Here is an 18829-nt window from a genome sequence, read left to right as displayed (position 1 = left end):
CAGGGAATATTCCTTATTCGACCGGGGTTGTTTGGCTGACCTGAGTGGCGCTTTCAGCCTGGTCGGCAATATGCGGCAAAACCTGCACAGCCGTCCCGATCGGGCAACGCTGGTAAAGATCGATGGCGTCTTCGTTGAACATGCGGATACAGCCGCTGGAGGCATCCTTGCCGATGCTCCACGGCTCCAACGTGCCGTGGAAGCGATAGCCGGTGTCGACGCCGTCGCGATGCAGGTACATGGCGCGGGGACCGAGTGGGTTCTTCGGTGAGCCTCCCGCCACGAATTCGGGCAGTTCGGGATGGCGCTTGCGCATCTCCGGTGGCGGCGTCCAGCGCGGCCAAAGCGATTTGGCGTCGATCGTGGCGCGGCCAAACCATTTGAAGCCCTCGCGGCCGACGCCGACGCCGTAGCGGATGGCCGTCTTGTTCTCCATGATCACGTAGAGGAAATGGTGCCTGGTATCGACGACGACGGTGCCGATCGGCTCGCTGCTGAAATATTTGACGACCTGGCGGTGCCACTTCCTGTCGATCTTGGCGAAGTTGGTTCTTCGGAACGTCACGCCGTTGTCGACGGTGGTGCCGTCGAAAAAGGAGGACGCCGCGGCAAAGACCGGTTTCCGGATTGCACCGGCGCCAAGTAACGCCAATCCACTAAGCACAATATTTCTGCGAGTCCACGGCATCGGCAATATCCCCCTTAGAGCCAAGCAGCGAAGCGTCAGTAAATCAGATTTTTCATTTGCCACAATAGAAAAATCATCTCCACCCTAAAGGCGGAGATCGGGTCGCGGGCCTCCTGTGTCTGGTATTGCCCATCGTTACCCTGGAATGCCGCAGCGCTTCGAATTAAAGGGCCGGGGATTCATCTCCTCTGAAGACCGGCATGTACTCTTTGCGAGATGGCGCTTCCGCAACCGTCTGCGAGCCGATGCTCCTCACACGCGGGAGTTCCGTTTCTTGTGCGGATGCCTCCACAAGATCATCAAGCATCCGTCGCGCCACGCCGGGGACCACATGATGGGGCAAATGCCCGACACCTTCCAGCAATCTGACGATCGGCCCCGGATGCTTCCTGCAAAGCCAATCGATATGCCAGTTTGGTGAAATCACGCAGTCCGCCATCCCGAAGAGAACGTGCAGGGGAAGATCGCCAGGCAGATCTGGAAGTCGCTCCATGTCTCGGTTGAAGGCGCGTAACTCGTCGGCCATCGTGCAGATGGTAATGGGATTGACCACGTGAGAGGCCGGCAGGTTCGAGAGATGAGAAGGCAGGGGATTGGGGAAAGAGGACGACCTCAGGCCTCGATCGAGAAAGAATGCGGGCCACCGGCCGATGACGTGCTGGCGGATCAACGGTCCGACCACCGGAGCGACCGCCGATCTAAGCACAATCAACGGCTTCGGCGGCACCGGCCCGCAACATGGAGAGATGAGAAAAAGTCCCCTGACGAGGTCTGGTCTTCTTGCCACAAGGTGTAGCGCGGCTGCGCTGCCGATCGAGTGCGCGACGATCGTGACCTCCGGCAGGTCAAGAGAGGCGAGAAGGCGTTCAAGCCAGAAGGACTGTCCCTCAGGTCCACGCTCAGCCGGTGCAAGCGGCGTGCTCAGTCCATAGCCGGGGCGGTCGGGTGCAATAATCCGGAAGTCGCTGTTGTCGAAGGGAAACAAAATTTCCTGCGCTAGGCTGCCGCAGCCATGCAGGAGGAGGACTGGAATGCCATGTGGGTTGCCACCGTCAATGATGTGAACATCCTGATCTTCAACGTGAATTGTTGTTCCGAGCGTCGGCTGGTCTGATTGCTTCATTAACATGAGCCGCATAACGAAAATCGCAAGCAGAAGTTCCGGCCGGTTGCGAGACGGCGCCTGCGTTATCGAGCCGTTAGAATAGGGTGGAAGGGGAGGCCCAGCGCTGCCGCCGCATCTGTGCTACCATCATCGCGGTTTCGAAGCGGAAAGATCGAATGCTACTTCAGCGTGTCAGTTTCTATGTGCTTCTGGTCCTCGTGACCATTGCGTTTGTCGCCGTCGTGCTACCGTTCTATTCGGCGATCTTCTGGGCAGTCGTCCTCGCTATCATCTTCTTCCCGCTTCACGCCCGTATGGAGGCTCGGCTGGGTGGGCGGGGAAACCTTGCTGCAGCGCTCTCTGTGTTGATCTGTCTCTGCGTCGTGATCATTCCCGGGCTGATCGTCCTCAGTTCACTCGTTCAGCAGGGCAACCATCTCTATCAACGTATGGACAGCGGCGAGATCGACGTCCGGAGCTTTATTCATAATCTGCAGGAAGCATTGCCCTTGTTCCTCCGCGACTGGCTCCGGAGCATCGAGCTGAATGGCGTCGATACGTTTCAGGACCGCGTTTCCTCGGCATTGATGCAGGGCGGCGGTTTTTTTGCCGGACGCGCCTTGAGCCTCGGTCAGAACACCCTGCGGTTCTTCGTCACCTTCGGCGTGATGCTCTATCTCCTGTTCTTCATGTTCCGGGATGGGCGCGCCGTTGCCCGCGCCATCAGAAGAGCGCTGCCTCTCAGCGATGCCCATACCCTTCGCTTCACCTCCAAATTCACTTCGGTCGTTCACGCGACCGTGCGAGGCAATATTATCATCGCCATCATCCAGGGTTCGATCGGCGGGATCGCCTTTTGGGGCCTCGGCGTCGAGCCAGCCCTTCTGTGGGGCGTACTGATGAGCTTCCTGTCGCTGCTGCCTGCGGTCGGCGCCGCATTGATCTGGGTGCCCACGGCCATTTACCTGGCCCTGGCCGGCTTTTGGGTGAAGGCGATTGTGCTGGTTGCGGTCGGCGCCCTCGTCATCGGTCTTGTCGATAATCTTCTGCGGCCGCGCCTGGTCGGCAGGGAAACCAAGCTTCCCGACTATGTTGTCCTCATTTCCACCATTGGCGGCATTTCTCTACTAGGCATCAATGGTTTCGTGATCGGGCCGCTGATAGCCGCTCTCTTCATCGCCGCTTGGGGGATATTCGTGGAGGAGGAGGGCACGGCGGATTCCTGACGATGCGGCCGGAGCAATTAGCGAGGGCTTCCGGAACTTTCGTCTCCCTGGCTGGTTTGATAGATTCGAGCCATCATCATGTCCAATCGACGCCAACCGCAACGTCGGTTTTCGGGGCCCATGTTACTATAGTGATCCGAGCAAGGTGCGGAAAGTGCGCCACGGACTGCCGGCAGAAGTCCAGACCCTCTGGTCGGATCCTGATAAGCCCCGTTGAAGATGGGTCGAGGAGTGACCAGGAGGAGCGGACATAAATGGAGCCGCCTCCTTTCGGAACGACTCTCACCGCAACGTTTGACGTTCCGCTAACCGCACAAGCAGGAGGAAAGACCATGAAAGTGTCAGAGATCATGTCGCGCGATGTAGAAATCGCCAACCCTAATCAGACGATAGCCGAAATCGCGAGGTGCATGGCCGACAGGCAGATCGGCTTCCTGCCGGTCGGCGACAACGACCGACTCGTCGGAACTATCACGGACCGCGATCTCGTCGTGCGCGGGCTTGCCGACGGACTAGGGGGCGATGCAAAAGTGCGAGACGTCATGTCGCGCGATGTCAAATATTGTTTCGAAGACGAAGATGTCGACGACGTGACCCGCAACATGGGGCAGGTCCAGGTCCGCCGCCTTCCCGTCGTCAATCGTGACAAACGCCTTACCGGCGTCATCTCGCTCGGCGATGCGTCCCTGGCGGACACCGCTGCAGCGGGAGCCGGGTTGACAAAAGTGTCCCGCCCGGGCGGCGCTCATGCACATTAGAATAGGGATGATTTAGGCCTGAAGCAATCAGCGATCCTATCGTTTGAGATCATTCATCATTGAGGTGGCAAGCCGACAGGTGCCCCGGTGCAATTTCCTTTTTCACCGGCGGTTCTATATGACAGCGGTCCATCGCAAACGGGCATCTCGGATGAAAGTGACAGCCTTTCGGCGGGTTTATCGGGCTGGGGAGTTCGCCATCGACGGGCTTGAACTGCCGCTTGCCGGTTTCGATGCGCGGCACCTCGGCCAAAAGCGCTTTCGTGTAAGGATGATTGGGCCGCCTGAAAACCTCCTCGACGGGCGCCTCTTCGACGATGCGGCCGAGATACATGATCGCAACGCGGTCGGAAATATGTTCCACAACGCCGAGATCATGGCTGACGAACAAATAGGTCAGGTCGAGCTTGTCACGAAGTTCCATGAACAGGTTGATAACCTGGGCCTGGATGGAAACGTCGAGCGCCGCGACGCTTTCGTCACAGACGAGGAATTTCGGCTGCACGGCGAGCGCGCGGGCAATATTGACGCGCTGCCGCTGGCCACCGGAAAACTGGTGCGGGTATCGCTTTTTCATGGCCGGGTCGAAACCGGCCAGCATCAAATATCTGTCGACATAGGCGTCGCGTTCCGCCGAGCGGGCAAGCCCATGCGTTCGGGGCGCCTCCCAGATAAGCTGCTCGACGGTCATGCGCGGATTGAGAGCCGCCATCGGATTCTGGAAAATCATCTGGCTGGCGAGACCGAACTGATGCTGCTCGCCTGTCGACATGGCGCTTCGGTCCGTCCCCTTCCAGAGAATCTGGCCCTGGCTTGGCGAGGTGATCCCTGCAATGGCGCGGCCAAGCGTCGACTTCCCGCAGCCGCTTTCGCCGACAAGGCCGACAACCTCTCCGGGCCGAATGCTGAGGCTGACATTGTCAAGCGCGTGAACGACAGGCGCCGGTTTGGCCAGTTTGAGCTTGAGCGCGATCTTAGCGGCTAGGTCGGGCTTGGCTCCGAAGCGCTGCGACACGTTCCTCGCTTCGATCAGGGGCGCGGCGGTCGCCGTCATCATGCTACCTCTTTCGTTACGGGATGAATGCAGCGGAACGAGCGATTGCCTTCCGGCATGAGCGCCGGCATGACCAGACAGCCGTCGGTTGCCCGATCACAGCGCGTACGAAAACTGCATCCCTGTGGGAGGCGGTTGATGGCCGGCGTCATGCCGCGGATCTGGTGAAGAGGCTCTCCGCGTCTGTTTTGCGAAGGAACGGACGCGATCAGACCGGCGGTGTAGGGATGGTGAGGATTGGTCAGAACCTTGCCCACCGGTCCGGTCTCGACAAGGCGGCCGGCATACATGACGGCGATCTCGTCGGCCAATCTTGAGACGATCGCCAGATCGTGGGTGATCCAGATCACCGCCGTATTTCCCTCTTCGGTGAGCTTCTGGAATTCGGAAATAATCTGGCTCTGGATCGTCACATCCAGCGCCGTTGTCGGTTCATCGGCGATAATAAGGTCCGGCTTGTGAAGAAGCGCGATGGCAATCGCCACGCGCTGGCGCATTCCGCCGGAAAACTGATGCGGATAGGCGGCAAGCCTTTCTTCAGGGCTTGGTATTCCGACCAGCGCCAAAGCATCCCGCGCCCGCTGTCGGGCGGCATCCTTCGAGACCCTGTCGTGTGCCTGGACGGCTTCCACCATCTGCGTCCCGACCGTCAGGACCGGGTTGAGCGTCATCATCGGATCCTGGAATACCATGGCGATCCGCTTGCCGCGCAGCTGCCGCATCTCTTCATCCGAATATCTCGCGATGTCGGCGCCGTCAAAGATGACCCTGCCGCCTACAACCCGGCCGGGCTTATCGAGGAGCCGCATGATCGAGAAGCCGGTCACCGACTTTCCGGATCCGGATTCTCCGACAAGACCAAGGACCTTGCCGCGTTCCACCGTGAACGACACATCATTGACGGCGCAAAGGCTGGGGCGTCCCCTGCCGCCGCCGAATTCGGTGACGAGATTGCTCACTTGCAGCAATGGGGTCATGACATGTTCCTCGGGTTGAGGACATCGCGCAGCCGGTCGCCGACGAGATTGATCGCCGCGATCGTGACCAGAAGGGCAATGCCGGGAAAGAAGCTGATCCAGTAGAGGCCCGTCAGAAGATACTGGTAGCCCGTCGAGATCAGCATGCCGAGCGAGGGTTCGGTCACGGATGCACCGAGACCGAGGAAGGACAAGGTTGCTTCGAGGCCGATTGCCCGGGCGATCTGCATCGTGGCGATGACGATGACCGGCGCAAGACAGTTCGGCAGCAGGTGCCTGAAGAGGATGCGCCATCCGGGCAGGCGCAGCATCCGGGCTGCCTCGATATATTCCTTCTCGCGCTCGACCAGAGCGGTGCCGCGGACCGTTCGGGCATAGGTCGCCCACTCGGCGATGATCAGTGCGATCACGACGTTGGGCACGCCCTTGCCGAGCACGGCGAGCATCATGAGCGCCATCAATATGGTGGGAAACGACAGCTGCAGGTCGACGAGCCGCATCATCGCGGTTTCCGTGCGCCCTCCCACGTAAGCGGCAAACAATCCGGCTGAGGTTCCGATGATGGCAGCAGCGAAAGCCGACAGAACGCCCACCAGCAACGAGGTACGCAGGCCATAAAGGATGCCGGACAGGATATCGCGGCCCTGGCTGTCGGTACCGAGGTGATAGACGAGCCCGGTAATGGATTCGGACCCCGGCGGCAGTCGTCCGTCCATGATGTCGAGCTGCATCAAATCATAGGGATTTTGCGGAGAGATCCATGGCGCGAAGAGCGCCAGGCAACAGATGATCACCAGCGTGAGGAAGGCGATCGCGGCTGCTGGAGAGCTGAAGAAATCCGCGATCCCTTTCGACAGACGACTGGGTTCGGGCGTTGGAGCGCTTGTGTCTTGCGTTTGTGGTTCGGCCATGAGGGTCAAGCCTTTCCTTCCAGCCGGACCCGCGGATCCAGAAGGGTATAACAGATATCGATGATGAAATTGAGGACGACGAAGAGCAGCACCATCATCATCAGGTAGGCGACGATGACCGGGCGATCGAGAAGGTTGATCGAGTCGATGATGAGCTTGCCCATGCCGGGCCACGCAAAGATGCTTTCGGTGACGACCGAAAAGGCGATCAGTGAGCCGAACTCGAGACCGATGATGGTCACCACCGGGATCATCAGGTTCTTGAGAACGTGCACGGAAATGATCCGCCGCTCTCGCAATCCCTTGGCGCGGGCAAACTTCACATAGTCCTGAGGAAGGACCTCCTGCACGCCGGCGCGGGTCAGCCGAAGAATGAGCGACGTCTTGAACAGAGCCAGGTTGAAGGCCGGCAATAAAAGGTGCCTGATGCCGTCTGCGGTCAGAAACGACCATTGTGCGCCGAGCAGTTCCTGCGTCGGGCCGCGGCCATTCGTCGGCAACCAGCCGAGCTCGACGGAAAATACCATGATCAGCATAAGGCCGACCCAGAAGGTCGGAAGCGAGAAGCCCAGAATCGAGCCGCTCATGATCAGCTTGGAGGAAATCCGATTGGGGTAGAGCCCTGCATACAGCCCAAGCGGCAAGCCGAACAGCAGCGCGATGCCGAGAGCCGTGATCGCCAGTTCGAGTGTCGCCGGGAGACGTTCAAGGATCAGACCCAGCGCCGGCCGCCCATAAACGAAGCTGTTGCCGAAGTCCCCGCGCAGAAGTCCCTGGAGAAACAGCAGATATTGTTTCCACAGCGGCTGATCCAGGCCGTAATGGGCGATAACGAGTGCCCGCTCCGCCTGATTGGCGTCCGGGTTGATGAGGATGTCGACCGGGTTACCAATCACATTGACGCCGATGAAGACAATGATCGTCATCGCGACAACGACGAACAGCGCCTGTATCAACCGCCTGATAATGGATGTGACCATTGAACCTCTCCCTACAGCGCCGCGCGTCTTTTCGAGAGCCGCAAAGGACGCTGTAATTTTGAATCGACGTCTTTGTTTTACGCATGTCGTTGTCGCAAAACCGCTGCGCACTTTTGCGCGACATGCTTTAGGCGACGGAGATCGCCATCCCGTCGCGCTGCGGATCGGCCGCGCCTTTCGAGATGCCGCCGTCAATCTTAATCGCGTGGACTGCGGCGAACGCATATGTCTGTGGCGACCGCGCCACCTGGTAGCCCTGCGTCCGCAACTCGTCTTCGACAGAGTGTCGAATGCGATTGCAGATGTCGATCGTGTTTGACACCCCTACGATCCTCGGCGCCGAGACGGCTTCGAGCACGGACATGTCGAAATCGATCATGTTCATCAAGCATTGCGCAACGGCCGGCGCGATATAGCTGCCGCCTGGCGCTCCGATGACGACGCTGGGCTCGTCGCCCTTGAAGACGATCGTCGGTGCCGCCGAGCTGGGACGCCGCTTGCCGGGCGCGATGGAGCCGGGCTTGCCCGGAAGCGGATTAAAGCGGCTCATCGTGCCATTATACATGAAGCCAAGTCCGTCGGTGATCGCACCCGAGGGACTGCCGAGAGTGTGGGTCATCGCGACGGCATTGCCGTCCTTGTCGATCACCGAGATGTGGGTGGTGTCGCGCTGCGAGCTATCAAGACGCGAAACACTGGCGATCTCGCCCGCCTTGATCGCGCCGGCATGCGCCTTTGCATGCTCTTTCGACAGCAGCTTTTCATAGGGCACGTCGACATAGGCGGGATCGCCCATATGCGCGTCCTTGTCGATCGTCATCCGCTTCATGGCCTCAAACAGGATGCGGACGTGATCGGCGCTGCCATGCTGCAGCGAGCCGACGTCGAACTGCTCCATGATATGCAGGAGTTCCAGCATCGGGAAGCCCGAGCCTGGCGGAGGTGAGGTGGCGATGCGGTTGTCGCGGTAGCCGCCCCAAACCGGCTCTACCATCGACAATTCGTAGCGCGCCAGATCCTCCCGATCGATCAAGCCGCCATTTGCCTTGAAATCGCCGGCGATCTGTTCGGCCAGTTCGCCGTGATAGAAAATGTCCGAGCCGCCGCTTCGCGCGATACGTTCGAGGGTCTGTGCCATATCCTTGTTGACGAGCAGGTCGCCGACATTCTTGAGCGTGCCGTCATCGTGGAAATAGACTTTCCGGCCCGTTTCAGAAAAGCGCAGCTTGTCGAGCGTGTTGGCAAAACCGTCATTCGACTGGTCCTTGGCCCAATACCAGTGCATATGGTTTCGGATCATGAAACCGTTACGGGCAAGACGGATGGCCGGCTTGATGAGATCGGCCCAGTCGAAGGTGCCGTAGTGGCGCAGCGCGGTCTCATAGCCCTTGAGCGAGCCGGGGGTGCAGACGGCAAGGTAGCCGATATCGGAAATATTGCCTTCAAGCACGTAGCCGAAGCCGTCGCGGCTCTGGTGCTTGATCTTGTCGAGCCACATGTCCGGCGCAGCCTTCAACGGCGCGCGCGCATAAAATTCGAGGATCTCGTGCACGCCCTTTTTCGGCATGTAGACATGCATGGAGCCGAAGCCGCCAATGCCGGCCATCTGCGGGTCGACCACGCCCTGGACGAAAGCACAGGCGAGTGCTGCGTCGATGGCATTGCCGCCGCGTTCGAGAACTTCCGCGCCGGCTTCAACTGCCTCCGGCTGGGGCGCCACGATCGTTGCATTTCTCATTTCGCGCGCCGCTCCTCGAGCACCTTTGCCAGGAAGGTTTTGACGTAGCCCAGAACTTTCATCCGGTCGTGAGAGACGCCCGGAACACGATCGAACGTCACATCGACACCCGCTTTGCGGAATGAGCTCGCCAAGGCGGCAAGGCGCTCGGGCCGCGTTTTGCCGGCGTCGTTGGCGCCATCCATATAATATTTGCCGCCCGGTTTATGGGTGATTTCCCAGGTCTCCAGATCGGCATCGCCGACGATCATGTGCACCGGCACCTTGGCGAGATCTTCGGGCCGGAAGGACTTGCCGAAGCGCGCCTCCAGATCCCGAATGCCGACCCACCAGTCACGCGTCGGATCCAGAAGGGTGACGGAACCAGGTGCGCCGATCGATGCCGCCCAGAGCTTTTCCGGATGCAGGATGGTGAAACGGTGCACGAAATGCCCGCCGCCGGAGAAGCCGAACATGGCGAATTTGGACCAGTCCTGGCGGTATTTGTCGGCCATCTCCGCGACCATCGCAAGGACGACCTGATCGTAGCGGATGTCGCCTTCCTCAAGAAACTTGTAGCCGGAACGCGCCCCATCGCCGAGAACGCCAACCGGGAAGATCGGGCAAAGGATGGCACAGTCATTGTAGAGCCCGAATTCGGCAAAACCGTCGCGGAAGTCGATGGCCGACGTGCGCCCGGTGCCGTGGACCGCGACCAGGAGGTCAAGCTTGCGGCCGTCTGCCGCCGTCGGCGGCACATAAAGCACCATATGGAGGCGGGGATCGGCCTGAGAGGCGAAGATGGCCGTCTGGCCATAGTCATAGATGGCCTTCGCCCGGGCGACGGCTTCGCCCGTTCCAAGTTCCTGCATGAATGTCTCCTGGGAGATGAAGAAAGGGACGGCCCTGGTGCGGCCCCATGCTGCTGTTTTAAACCGCGCCGCATCGATTGGATCGATGCGACGCACTTCAAATCTTTATTTGTCCCAAAACCGCTGCGACGTGCATTAGTCCGCCGGCTTCACGTCGTAAGCGAGCGTATATTTGTCACCGCGCGGGGTGTAGGACACGGTCTTCTTTGCACCCAGCACGACGTTTTCGTAATGCATCGGGAGAAGCCAGAGGTTGTTGAAGGTCTCGGTCGACAGTTCCTCGAGAAGGGGCGCACGTGCAGCTTCATCGAGCGTCGAACTTGCCGTGGCCAGCACCTCGTCGATCTTCGGATCGGATACGCCGCCGCCATTATATCTGCCGGTCCCCTTTTTCTCGTCGCGCGTGGCGACCAGCGCAACAGTCGGATTGGTGGTTTCGCCGGTGTTCACACCCCAGGAGCCGAAATAGGTGCTGTAGGTGCCTTTTGAATAGGCTTCAGAATACATCGACCAGGGCAGGACCTCGACTTTCGATTTGATGCCGATGCGCGTGAACATCTGGCCGACCGCCTGCAGAACTTCGGCATCCTTGACGTAACGGCCAGAGGGGCCATGCAGGGTCAGGCTGAAGCCATCGGGATAACCGGCCTCGGCCAGAAGCGTCTTGGCGGCGGCGGGATCATAGCCCACCTTCTCGACTTTGTCGGAATAGCCCGCATAGCCTTGGGTGACGAATTGGTCGGCCACCGTGCCGTTCTTCTGCATGACGCGGTCGACGATTGCCGGCCGGTTGATCGACATCAGCATTGCGCGACGCACCCGTTCATCCTTGAGCGGGTTCCTGTCGAGATCGGCGCCATCCGCAGCCTTCACGAAAGGCGAAACATCGCGGCTGACATCGAGGCCAAGATAAACGAAGCGGGAAGACAGGCCGTTGATGACTTGCAGATTATCGCTCGCTTCCACGCGTGCCATTCCATCGGCAGGAAGGGTCTCGACAATGTCGATCTCGTTGGAAAGAAGCGATGCCAGGCGGGCGCCGTCATCGGGCAGGAAGCGGAGCGTGACATTCGACCAGTGCGAGGGGCCAGCGAAATAGCTGTCATTGCGCTTCAAGGTCAGATTGCTGCCTGGCGAATAGGAGACGAAGGAATAGGCCCCGGTTCCGATTGCACACTTGCCGTTGTCGAAATCCTGGACCGGCGCCTCCTTGCAATCGGCGCTGATAATGCGAATTCGGCTGACGGAATTCAGCAGGATCGGATCCGGAACCTTGCTCTCGACGACGATGGTATAGGGATCCGTGGCCGTGACATTGACAATATTGCGGGTGTAGGAAGCAAAGCTCTGGCTGGGCTTGTCGCGGGCACGCAGAAGCGAAGCGATGACGTCATCGGCGTTGAACTCGCTGCCGTCATGGAATTTCACGCCCTTCCGCAGCTTGAATTCCCAGTGGGTCGGGTCGACGACCTTCCATTCGGTGGCGAGTTCCGGGGCATTTGCCGACGTTCCCGTGAGGTTTATGAGGCTGTCCCAGATATGGCGCGAGGTCGCATTGTTTGGCGCCGAACTGTCTTCATGGGGATCCAGCGTCGTTGGCGTCGTCGACATCCCGATCGTCAGCGGGGTTTCCTGTGCGGCGACCATTGCAGGAATAGCGATCGTTCCGAGCAGCCCGATCGCTGCCCGCGTCAATATTTTTGCGGCCATTTCTTCCATCCCGGTTTAGCGTTTTTGGGCCGACCTTGCTTGGTCGGTACGAGCGGGTTCCCGTCCACTCTTGACATAAATTGGTAAGGGGGCCTCAAGGGGGCTGTCAAACAGAAAACAAGCGCGTTACGATAGGCGTAACCTGAAACTATGCCAATCCTTCAGCCTTGGTCGCGGAGAAAATCCTGGTCCCATGGACAAAAGACAACCATCAAAAAGCGATATTGTGCAATCTGTTGATGTCTGCATCGACGTATTGCTGAATGTCGCCAAAAACCCGGATATCAGACTGACTGAGGTGGCGCAGAACCTTGGGGAAACCAAGCCGAGAATTTTGCGCATGTTACGCACACTGGAACGGCGCGGCCTGGTGCGGAAGAGCGATACAGGCACTTATCGGCTGGGAACGACTGCGATCATTCTCGGGACTGCTGCCTCGACACAGGTTGATCTGGTGCGAATAGCCAATCCTATTCTTGAAGAGGTCGGTCAGAAGGCGAACGAAACGACCCAGCTCAGGATCATCGACAATGGGGAATCCCTGTGCATTGCAAAGTTCGAGCCGATGCGCGACTTGCGGGTTCAGGCGATGATCGGTCGAAGGCGGCCGCTCACGGCCGGCTCGTACAAGGTGCTCCTCGCCTATCTCCACCCCCAGGTGCAGCTGCAAATGATCCCCGAGACTTTGCCGCGGCTGACCAAGCGCACGATCACGGATCGTGGCAAGTTGGTTGCCGAATTGGATAAAATCCGCCGCCAGGGATTTTGTGTGAGTTATGGTGAAGTCAGCGAGCAACTCGTCTCCGTCTCAGTGCCGGTTCTGGCATTCGACGGATCCGTGATCGCCGCCGTGAATGTCGGCGCACCGGCCTTCCGCACGCAGAAAAGCGACGTCGACCGCTTCATCGTTCTGCTGAAAGAGGCCTCCAGCAAGATATCGGCCCGGCTGGGCTGGTAGAGCTTTTCGTCCTGCGCCATATCGGACCTTTCTCTTCGGCTCGACGCCCACCAAGGCGAGCCAACGCAGCTTGTTTCGTGACGGGCCCGCTTTTTGAGCAAACTCAGGGGAAAAGATCGGGGAGTTCGGCGCGTGCGATGCGTCGCAATCTGACCGCTTCTGCCATGTCTATCGAGCGATAGGGAAAGCGCAAACGGGTGCCCACGGGTCCCCAATTGCCGATCGCACTTAAAAGTTTGTCGAGAGCGGCGTTCGAATAGCCGAATTCCTGGCGAAACGGGACGATATGCGCGTCCATAAACGCGCATATGCGTCGCTCCAGATCGAGTGCGGCGTCGATATCGTTTCGCATCGAGACCGTCCAGGCCTGAGCACCGCGGGGACTGAGGCAGGCCACATTGGAAAAAGAGCCTGCTGCCACACCTTCCTTGGTGCCGGTTGCGAGATGATGGCCGGGGACGAAGAGCGAAAGCCCGGACAGATGCCGGCGTGCCTCGGCATACCACGAGGCGTCACCATCGGCGAACTTGATGCCGATCACCTCAGGTACTGCCGCGCAGACCATGCCGAGTTCCTTTGGTGCCAGCACCCGTTTTGCATGCGGCGGGTTGTAGAGGATGAGCGCAATTCCGTCGGCGGCCTCGGCCGCGCGTTTCAGGAAGTCGACCGCTTCGGCATCGTTGAGCGGCCACCAGTCCGGCAATATGACCTGAATGGCGAGGGGATCGAGCGCGGCGGCGCGGCGGACGCGATTGAGCATGATCAGCGGGTCGGGCTGGCAGGCGCCGATGACGAATGGGGTTGAAGACGCCTTGCAGCGTTCGGCCAGCATTGCCTGGATCCTGTCGAACTCCTTCTCCGTCTGATTGTGGAATTCGCCGGCCGTGCCGTTCGAATAGATACCGTCGACGCCGGCATCGATGAGGATGTCGATCTCTTCCCTGAGCTTGTCGAATTCGATGCTGTCATCGGCTGGGATCGGCAGAAGCAGGCTCGCCCAATTTCCGCCGATGGCGGGACGCGGCGTCTTTGCATTCATCTCTTGTTTCTCCGATGGATGACGGATCAGTTGAGGTCGTCGCGGATGCAGGCCTTGAAGTGGCCGGGCGCGATTTCCCGCAATTGCGGAACGGCGCCGGCGCAGGCCTCGAGCGCGCTCGGACAGCGCGTGCGAAAAACACATCCGCTCGGTGGATTGGCCGGACTTGGAATATCGCCTTTCAGGATCTGCCTGTTACGGCGGGCATCCGGATCGGGCGACGGAATCGCCGAGAGAAGCGCGCGCGTATAGGGATGCTGCGGTCTCGCATAGAGATCGGCACTGGGTGCGATTTCCATGATGCGGCCGAGATAGAGCACGATCACCCGGTCGCAGATATATTCGACGACGGCAAGGTCATGCGAGATGAACAGCATGGTCAGGCCAAGCTGTTGCTGCAGGTCGCGCAACAGGTTGATCACCTGCGCCTGGATCGACACGTCGAGCGCCGAGACCGGCTCGTCGGCGACGATGAATTCGGGCGACAAGGTCAGCGCACGGGCAATCCCGATGCGCTGGCGCTGGCCACCGGAAAATTCATGTGCGTATCGATTGATGGCATCGGCGGGCAGGTCGACCTTTGCCAAGGCAGACCGCGCCCGTTCGAGCCTGTCGCGGGCGGTGCCGATCCCCTGGATCTTCAGGCCTTCTGTCAGGATCTCGCCGATCGTCATGCGCGGCGACAGGCTGGCGAAGGGGTCCTGGAAAATATACTGCATGCGCGGCCGTTGCCGTCTGAGCGCCGAGGCGGAAAGTGCCGTGAGTTCCGTCCCGTCGAAACGGACGCTGCCGGACGATGGCTCGACGAGGCGAAGAACGGAACGCCCGATCGTGGTCTTTCCGCTGCCGGATTCGCCGACAAGCCCGACGACTTCACCCTTGCCGATATCGAAGGAGACGCCCTGGAGAATGTTCAGCCGCGTGCCACGGGAAGTATAATGTTTCGAAAGGTCGCGGACGGAGAGCAGCGGTGCGCTCATCTAGATCTCCTGCCATCTGATGCAGCGGCTGCGATGCTGCGGATTGACCTGTTCGAGCACCGGAACGGCAGCGCGACAGGCTTCGATCGCGAATTTGCAGCGTGGGGAAAAGGCGCAGCCGCTCGGCATGTTCATCAGGCTCGGGACCATGCCGGGAATGGCGGCAAGCTTTTCGCCGGCCTGCTTCATCCGCGCGGCATCGCCAAGGCGTGGCATGGAGGCGAGAAGGCCCATCGTGTAGGGATGTTTGGGATTGCGGAACACCTCGCCGACCGGCCCTTCTTCGACGATCCGCCCGGCATACATCACCGCGACGCGATGGGCGATTTCGGCGACGACGCCGAGATTGTGGGTGACGAAGAGCATGGCCATGCCGCGCTCGCGCTGCAGTTTGAGGAGCAGGTCGAGAATCTGCGCCTGGATCGTCACGTCGAGCGCCGTCGTCGGCTCGTCGGCGATCAGCAGCGCCGGATCGCAGGCGAGTGCCATGGCGATCGTGGCGCGCTGGCGCATGCCGCCCGAAAGTTCGTGCGGATATTGGCCGGCGCGGCGCCGGGCGTCCGGTATGCCGACACTTTCAAGCAGCGAGACGGCTGCGTTCATCGCCGCCTTGCGGTCGCTACCGCGATGGATGCGGATCGGCTCGGCGATCTGGTCGCCGATGGTGAAGACGGGATTGAGGCTCGACATCGGCTCCTGGAAGACCATGCCGATGTCGTCGCCCCTGATCCGGCGCATGCTCTCTTCATCGAGGGAGACGAGATCGCGGACCACGCCGTCCCCCGTAGCAAGGCGGATGCTGCCTGCGGCGATCACGCCGATGTTGCGGGTGAGCAGCCGCATGACGGACAGGCTGGTGACCGATTTGCCGGAGCCGGATTCGCCGACGAGCGCGAGCGTCTCGCCGGCGGCAACGCTGAGGTCGATATCGTTGACCGCCGTGATCTCGCCGCCGCGGATGCGGAAGATCGTTCGCAATCCTCTGATGTCGAGTACGGGTTCGGCGGTCTGTTCCATCAACTGGCTCAGTTCAGCAGACCGGTTGCACGCAGGATCTCGTCGATCTGCGCCGTTTCGGCATCGTTGAGAGAGGCACGCGGTCGCGGCATGACGGTGGAATCGATGATGCCGAGGCTGCGCATGGCGGTCTTGAAGGCGCCGATACCTGCGGCCCCGCCGCTGACCCGGCCCTGCGCGACCCAAACGATTTCGAACAGGCGGCAGAGGCGCTCCTGCTCATTCCTGGCTGCGACCCAGTCGCCGCGCTGGGCAGCATCCCAAAGGCGGACATAGCCATGCGGATCGACATTGGCGATACCAGGAACGACGCCGTGAGCACCCATCAGCAGGGCGGTGTCGACGACGATCTCGGAGCCCGTCATCAGGAAGACGTCTTTTTGTTCGGCAAGATCGAGGAGCGCATAGCGGAAGTTGCCGTCGTCGCCGCTGGAATCCTTGAGGCCGATAATCGCGCCTTCCCTGGCAAGCGTGACCACGGTCTGGCGCTGCAGCTTGACGTGAACGCAGACGGGAATGTCATAGGCGATCAGGGGAATGTCCACCGCGTCGCGGATATAGCGGAAGTGGTCGAGGATCTCGGACTGGCTGGTGACCGTGTAGAATGGTGCCGTCACCACGACCGCATCGGCGCCGGCCGCCTTTGCGACCTTCGCATGGGCGATGACACGATCCGTGGTCGGATCGATGACGCCGACGATCAGCGGCACCCGGCCATTCACCACCTTGGCCGAATGTTCGATGATTTCCCGCCGGGTCTTTTCGTCATGGAAGATCACCTCGCTCGTCGAACCGAGCACGAATACGCCATGGCAGCCGGCATCGACCAGATGCTCGAGCACGCGTGTATAAGATGGGTAGTCGATGGTGAGATCCGGATTGAGCGGGGTTACGACGGGAGGGACGACACCCTTGAATTTGGTCATTTTCGCTTCTTTCGATTGTCAGTTCAGTTCGGCACGCGGGTCGAAGGCATCTCTGAGGCCGTCGCCAATGAAGTTGATTGCAAGCACGGCAAGGATCAATGCGGCGCCGGGGAAGAGCCATTGCCAGGGATATTGTTCGAGCACGGCGGTCGAGCGGGCCGCGTTCAGCATGTTGCCCCAGCTTGCCGCCGGTGGGGCGATGCCGAGACCGAGAAAGGACAGCCCGGCCTCGAGCAGGATGGCATTGGCGATCTGCAGCGTTGCATAGACCACGAGGATATCGATCGAGTTCGGCAGGCCGTGGCGAAAGAGCAGATGGCCGATGCCGGCGCCCATGCCGCGGGCGGCCATGACGAAGTCGCGTTCACGCAATTCCAGCAGCCGCGAGCGGATCATGCGCGCAAGCAGCGGCCATGAGAGCAGCGAGATGACCAGCACCGTCGGCCAGATGCCGGTGCCGGCGATGGAGGCGAGCACAAGCAGGAAGATGACGGGCGGCAGGGTCATCACCAGATCGACGAAGCGCATCGAGACGGCGTCCGTCCAGCGTCCGGCAAGCGCCGAGATTGCCCCGAAAAGAAACCCGATGACTGCCGAAAGCGCGGTCGATGCGACGGCGACCAACAGCGAAATCCGGCCGCCTTCGAGCACGCGGGCGAAGACGTCGCGACCGACGCCGTCGGCTCCGAACCAGTGCGTTGCCGTCGGGCCGCTATTCATGGCCAGAAGATCGATGTCGTTCGGCCGGAAAGCCCACCATAGCGGATAGGAAAGGATCAGCAGCAGCATTGGAATGGCAATGCAGACGCCGGCAACGGCTGCGCGGTTGAGCAGAAACCGACTGAAGGCGCGGGCCAGTGGTCCCGGGCTCCGGCGTTCGGAAGAGCGTGCCAGCATGATCAGCCCACCTTGATGCGCGGGTCGACGACCGCATAGGTGATATCGGTCAGAAGATTGACGACGATAACGCAAGTACCGATGACGAGCGTCGCGCCCATGATGACGGGGTAGTCGCGGGTCTGTACGGCATCGACGAGCAACAGACCCATGCCCGGCCAGTTGAAGACGCTCTCGATGAAGATGGCGCCGCCGATTGCAAGCCCGATGGTGGAGCCGATCAGCGTGACGATCGGCAGAAGCGCATTGCGCAAGGCATGCTTGCTGATGACCCAGAATTCGCGAACGCCCTTGGCGCGGGCTGTGCGCACGTAATCCTGGTTCAGGACCTCGAGCAGCGAAGCGCGCATGTAACGCATGATCAATGCGGCTTGCGCGACAGACAGAAGTGCCGCCGGCAGGATCAGATGGTGGAGGAGATCGCCCACCGAGAATTCCTCGCCCGGCGTCAGCATGCCGCCTGATGGCATCCAGTGCAGGCGGACGGAGAAAATATAGAGGCCGATCAGCGCGCTGAGGAAGGCCGGGCTCGAAATGCCGGCAAGTGCCGCCACCGACAAGGAGAGATCGGCCAGCGAATTGCGTCGGACGGCGCCGATCACCCCGAAGGTGATGCCGGCGACGATGGCGAAGGCAAGTGCGGTGCCCATCAAGAGCACTGTCGGGCCAATCCGTGACAGCACCAGACTGAGAACCGGCTGATCGAGACGCTTGATCGAATAGCCGAGATTGCCGGCCAGCGCCTGCTGCAACCAGCCCAGATACTGCACCGGCAAGGGCTGATCGAGCCCGAGGCTGCTGCGCAGATCGGCAAGGTCTGACGGCGACATCGGCAGGTTCGGATCGATATAGGCATCGATCGGATCGCCCGGTGTCAGGCGCAGCAGCAGGAAGATCAGCACACTCAGGGCGACGAGCATGCCTATTCCTATGATCAGGCGTCTGAGACTGTATTGGAGCATCGGCAATCCGTCTTGTCGGGCCGTCTTGTCAGGCCATCCTGTCAGGGTGGCC

At 60.4% G+C, this 18829-nt stretch carries 18 protein-coding genes; 3 read left to right on the top strand and 15 right to left on the bottom strand.

Translation table 11 applies throughout. The annotated features are described in order from the left end of the window. Positions 1-13 precede the first annotated feature (13 nt). Together G9X68_RS16380 and G9X68_RS16375 are read right to left on the bottom strand one after the other, a co-directional pair. Positions 14-688 carry a L,D-transpeptidase gene (locus tag G9X68_RS16380; RefSeq protein WP_171603287.1) on the bottom strand — a complete coding sequence of 225 codons (675 nt, stop codon included), beginning with the start codon at positions 686-688 and terminating at the stop codon, positions 14-16. A gap of 163 nt (positions 689-851) precedes the next feature. Beyond that, entirely contained in the window at positions 852-1826 is a 975-nt protein-coding gene (locus tag G9X68_RS16375) for an alpha/beta fold hydrolase (RefSeq protein WP_171603286.1), read from the bottom strand. Between the two features lie 143 nt (positions 1827-1969). Between G9X68_RS16375 and G9X68_RS16370 the strand changes: the two genes are divergently transcribed. Together G9X68_RS16370 and G9X68_RS16365 are read left to right on the top strand one after the other, a co-directional pair. After that, the gene (locus G9X68_RS16370; protein ID WP_171603285.1) at positions 1970-3019 is read left to right on the top strand and encodes an AI-2E family transporter; all 1050 of its coding nucleotides are present in this window, start codon (positions 1970-1972) and stop codon (positions 3017-3019) included. Positions 3020-3351: 332 nt separating this feature from the next. Continuing rightward, complete coding sequence (locus G9X68_RS16365) at positions 3352-3777, top strand: CBS domain-containing protein (protein ID WP_171603284.1); 426 nt, start codon at positions 3352-3354, stop codon at positions 3775-3777. Between the two features lie 49 nt (positions 3778-3826). Here G9X68_RS16365 and G9X68_RS16360 read toward each other — a convergent pair whose 3' ends face one another. From G9X68_RS16360 to G9X68_RS16330, 7 genes are all read right to left on the bottom strand, one after another. Next, the gene (locus G9X68_RS16360; protein WP_244956201.1) at positions 3827-4831 is read right to left on the bottom strand and encodes an ABC transporter ATP-binding protein; all 1005 of its coding nucleotides are present in this window, start codon (positions 4829-4831) and stop codon (positions 3827-3829) included. Further along, a complete protein-coding gene (locus tag G9X68_RS16355) occupies positions 4831-5808 on the bottom strand; it encodes an ABC transporter ATP-binding protein (RefSeq protein ID WP_171603282.1) in 978 nt (325 codons plus the stop codon). The genes G9X68_RS16360 and G9X68_RS16355 overlap by 1 nt, the downstream gene beginning before the upstream one ends. Then, complete coding sequence (locus tag G9X68_RS16350; RefSeq protein WP_171603281.1) at positions 5805-6719, bottom strand: ABC transporter permease; 915 nt, start codon at positions 6717-6719, stop codon at positions 5805-5807. The genes G9X68_RS16355 and G9X68_RS16350 overlap by 4 nt, the downstream gene beginning before the upstream one ends. A 5-nt stretch (positions 6720-6724) precedes the next feature. Then, positions 6725-7699 carry an ABC transporter permease gene (locus tag G9X68_RS16345; protein WP_171603280.1) on the bottom strand — a complete coding sequence of 325 codons (975 nt, stop codon included), beginning with the start codon at positions 7697-7699 and terminating at the stop codon, positions 6725-6727. Between the two features lie 127 nt (positions 7700-7826). Next, entirely contained in the window at positions 7827-9437 is a 1611-nt protein-coding gene (gene ggt / locus G9X68_RS16340; protein WP_097581161.1) for a gamma-glutamyltransferase, read from the bottom strand. Next, positions 9434-10288: an alpha/beta hydrolase gene (locus tag G9X68_RS16335; protein ID WP_171603279.1), complete on the bottom strand. Its 855-nt coding sequence runs from the start codon at positions 10286-10288 to the stop codon at positions 9434-9436. Before G9X68_RS16335 ends, ggt begins: the two co-directional genes overlap by 4 nt. 135 nt (positions 10289-10423) lie before the next feature. Continuing rightward, positions 10424-11998, bottom strand: coding sequence for an ABC transporter substrate-binding protein (locus G9X68_RS16330; RefSeq protein WP_171603278.1), 1575 nt, complete (start codon positions 11996-11998; stop codon positions 10424-10426). Between the two features lie 193 nt (positions 11999-12191). Between G9X68_RS16330 and G9X68_RS16325 the strand changes: the two genes are divergently transcribed. Further along, on the top strand, positions 12192-12956 hold the full coding sequence (locus G9X68_RS16325; protein WP_003550543.1) for an IclR family transcriptional regulator: 765 nt from the start codon (positions 12192-12194) through the stop codon (positions 12954-12956). A 103-nt stretch (positions 12957-13059) separates the two neighbouring features. Here G9X68_RS16325 and G9X68_RS16320 read toward each other — a convergent pair whose 3' ends face one another. From G9X68_RS16320 to G9X68_RS16295, 6 genes are read right to left on the bottom strand one after another with little or no spacing between them, the layout of a single operon-like run. Continuing rightward, entirely contained in the window at positions 13060-13995 is a 936-nt protein-coding gene (locus tag G9X68_RS16320) for a dihydrodipicolinate synthase family protein (protein ID WP_171603277.1), read from the bottom strand. A gap of 26 nt (positions 13996-14021) precedes the next feature. Beyond that, a complete protein-coding gene (locus G9X68_RS16315) occupies positions 14022-14975 on the bottom strand; it encodes an ABC transporter ATP-binding protein (protein WP_171603276.1) in 954 nt (317 codons plus the stop codon). Continuing rightward, positions 14976-15992, bottom strand: coding sequence for an ABC transporter ATP-binding protein (locus G9X68_RS16310; RefSeq protein ID WP_171603275.1), 1017 nt, complete (start codon positions 15990-15992; stop codon positions 14976-14978). It abuts the gene before it with no gap. Between the two features lie 8 nt (positions 15993-16000). Continuing rightward, a complete protein-coding gene (locus tag G9X68_RS16305) occupies positions 16001-16918 on the bottom strand; it encodes a dihydrodipicolinate synthase family protein (RefSeq protein WP_171603274.1) in 918 nt (305 codons plus the stop codon). A gap of 18 nt (positions 16919-16936) precedes the next feature. Beyond that, positions 16937-17815 carry an ABC transporter permease gene (locus G9X68_RS16300; RefSeq protein ID WP_003550548.1) on the bottom strand — a complete coding sequence of 293 codons (879 nt, stop codon included), beginning with the start codon at positions 17813-17815 and terminating at the stop codon, positions 16937-16939. A gap of 2 nt (positions 17816-17817) precedes the next feature. Beyond that, a complete protein-coding gene (locus tag G9X68_RS16295; protein WP_171603273.1) occupies positions 17818-18777 on the bottom strand; it encodes an ABC transporter permease in 960 nt (319 codons plus the stop codon). Between the last annotated feature and the right edge of the window lie 52 nt (positions 18778-18829).

The sequence above is a fragment of the Rhizobium changzhiense genome, from assembly GCF_013087625.1.
Taxonomy (GTDB): Bacteria; Pseudomonadota; Alphaproteobacteria; order Rhizobiales; family Rhizobiaceae; genus Rhizobium; species Rhizobium sophorae.
Note: the sequence above shows the minus strand (reverse complement) of the source record. Positions and strands in the feature narration are given on the sequence as shown.

Coding starts and splice junctions, on each gene's coding strand:
- G9X68_RS16305 (WP_171603274.1), bottom strand. CDS start 16,918: ATGACCAAATTCAAGGGTGTCGTCCCTCCCGTCGTAACCCCGCTCAAT.
- ggt (WP_097581161.1), bottom strand. CDS start 9,437: ATGAGAAATGCAACGATCGTGGCGCCCCAGCCGGAGGCAGTTGAAGCC.
- G9X68_RS16360 (WP_244956201.1), bottom strand. CDS start 4,831: ATGACGGCGACCGCCGCGCCCCTGATCGAAGCGAGGAACGTGTCGCAG.
- G9X68_RS16380 (WP_171603287.1), bottom strand. CDS start 688: ATGCCGTGGACTCGCAGAAATATTGTGCTTAGTGGATTGGCGTTACTT.
- G9X68_RS16325 (WP_003550543.1), top strand. CDS start 12,192: ATGGACAAAAGACAACCATCAAAAAGCGATATTGTGCAATCTGTTGAT.
- G9X68_RS16330 (WP_171603278.1), bottom strand. CDS start 11,998: ATGGCCGCAAAAATATTGACGCGGGCAGCGATCGGGCTGCTCGGAACG.
- G9X68_RS16315 (WP_171603276.1), bottom strand. CDS start 14,975: ATGAGCGCACCGCTGCTCTCCGTCCGCGACCTTTCGAAACATTATACT.
- G9X68_RS16310 (WP_171603275.1), bottom strand. CDS start 15,992: ATGGAACAGACCGCCGAACCCGTACTCGACATCAGAGGATTGCGAACG.
- G9X68_RS16375 (WP_171603286.1), bottom strand. CDS start 1,826: ATGCGGCTCATGTTAATGAAGCAATCAGACCAGCCGACGCTCGGAACA.
- G9X68_RS16345 (WP_171603280.1), bottom strand. CDS start 7,699: ATGGTCACATCCATTATCAGGCGGTTGATACAGGCGCTGTTCGTCGTT.
- G9X68_RS16350 (WP_171603281.1), bottom strand. CDS start 6,719: ATGGCCGAACCACAAACGCAAGACACAAGCGCTCCAACGCCCGAACCC.
- G9X68_RS16295 (WP_171603273.1), bottom strand. CDS start 18,777: ATGCTCCAATACAGTCTCAGACGCCTGATCATAGGAATAGGCATGCTC.
- G9X68_RS16300 (WP_003550548.1), bottom strand. CDS start 17,815: ATGCTGGCACGCTCTTCCGAACGCCGGAGCCCGGGACCACTGGCCCGC.
- G9X68_RS16320 (WP_171603277.1), bottom strand. CDS start 13,995: ATGAATGCAAAGACGCCGCGTCCCGCCATCGGCGGAAATTGGGCGAGC.
- G9X68_RS16370 (WP_171603285.1), top strand. CDS start 1,970: ATGCTACTTCAGCGTGTCAGTTTCTATGTGCTTCTGGTCCTCGTGACC.
- G9X68_RS16365 (WP_171603284.1), top strand. CDS start 3,352: ATGAAAGTGTCAGAGATCATGTCGCGCGATGTAGAAATCGCCAACCCT.
- G9X68_RS16355 (WP_171603282.1), bottom strand. CDS start 5,808: ATGACCCCATTGCTGCAAGTGAGCAATCTCGTCACCGAATTCGGCGGC.
- G9X68_RS16335 (WP_171603279.1), bottom strand. CDS start 10,288: ATGCAGGAACTTGGAACGGGCGAAGCCGTCGCCCGGGCGAAGGCCATC.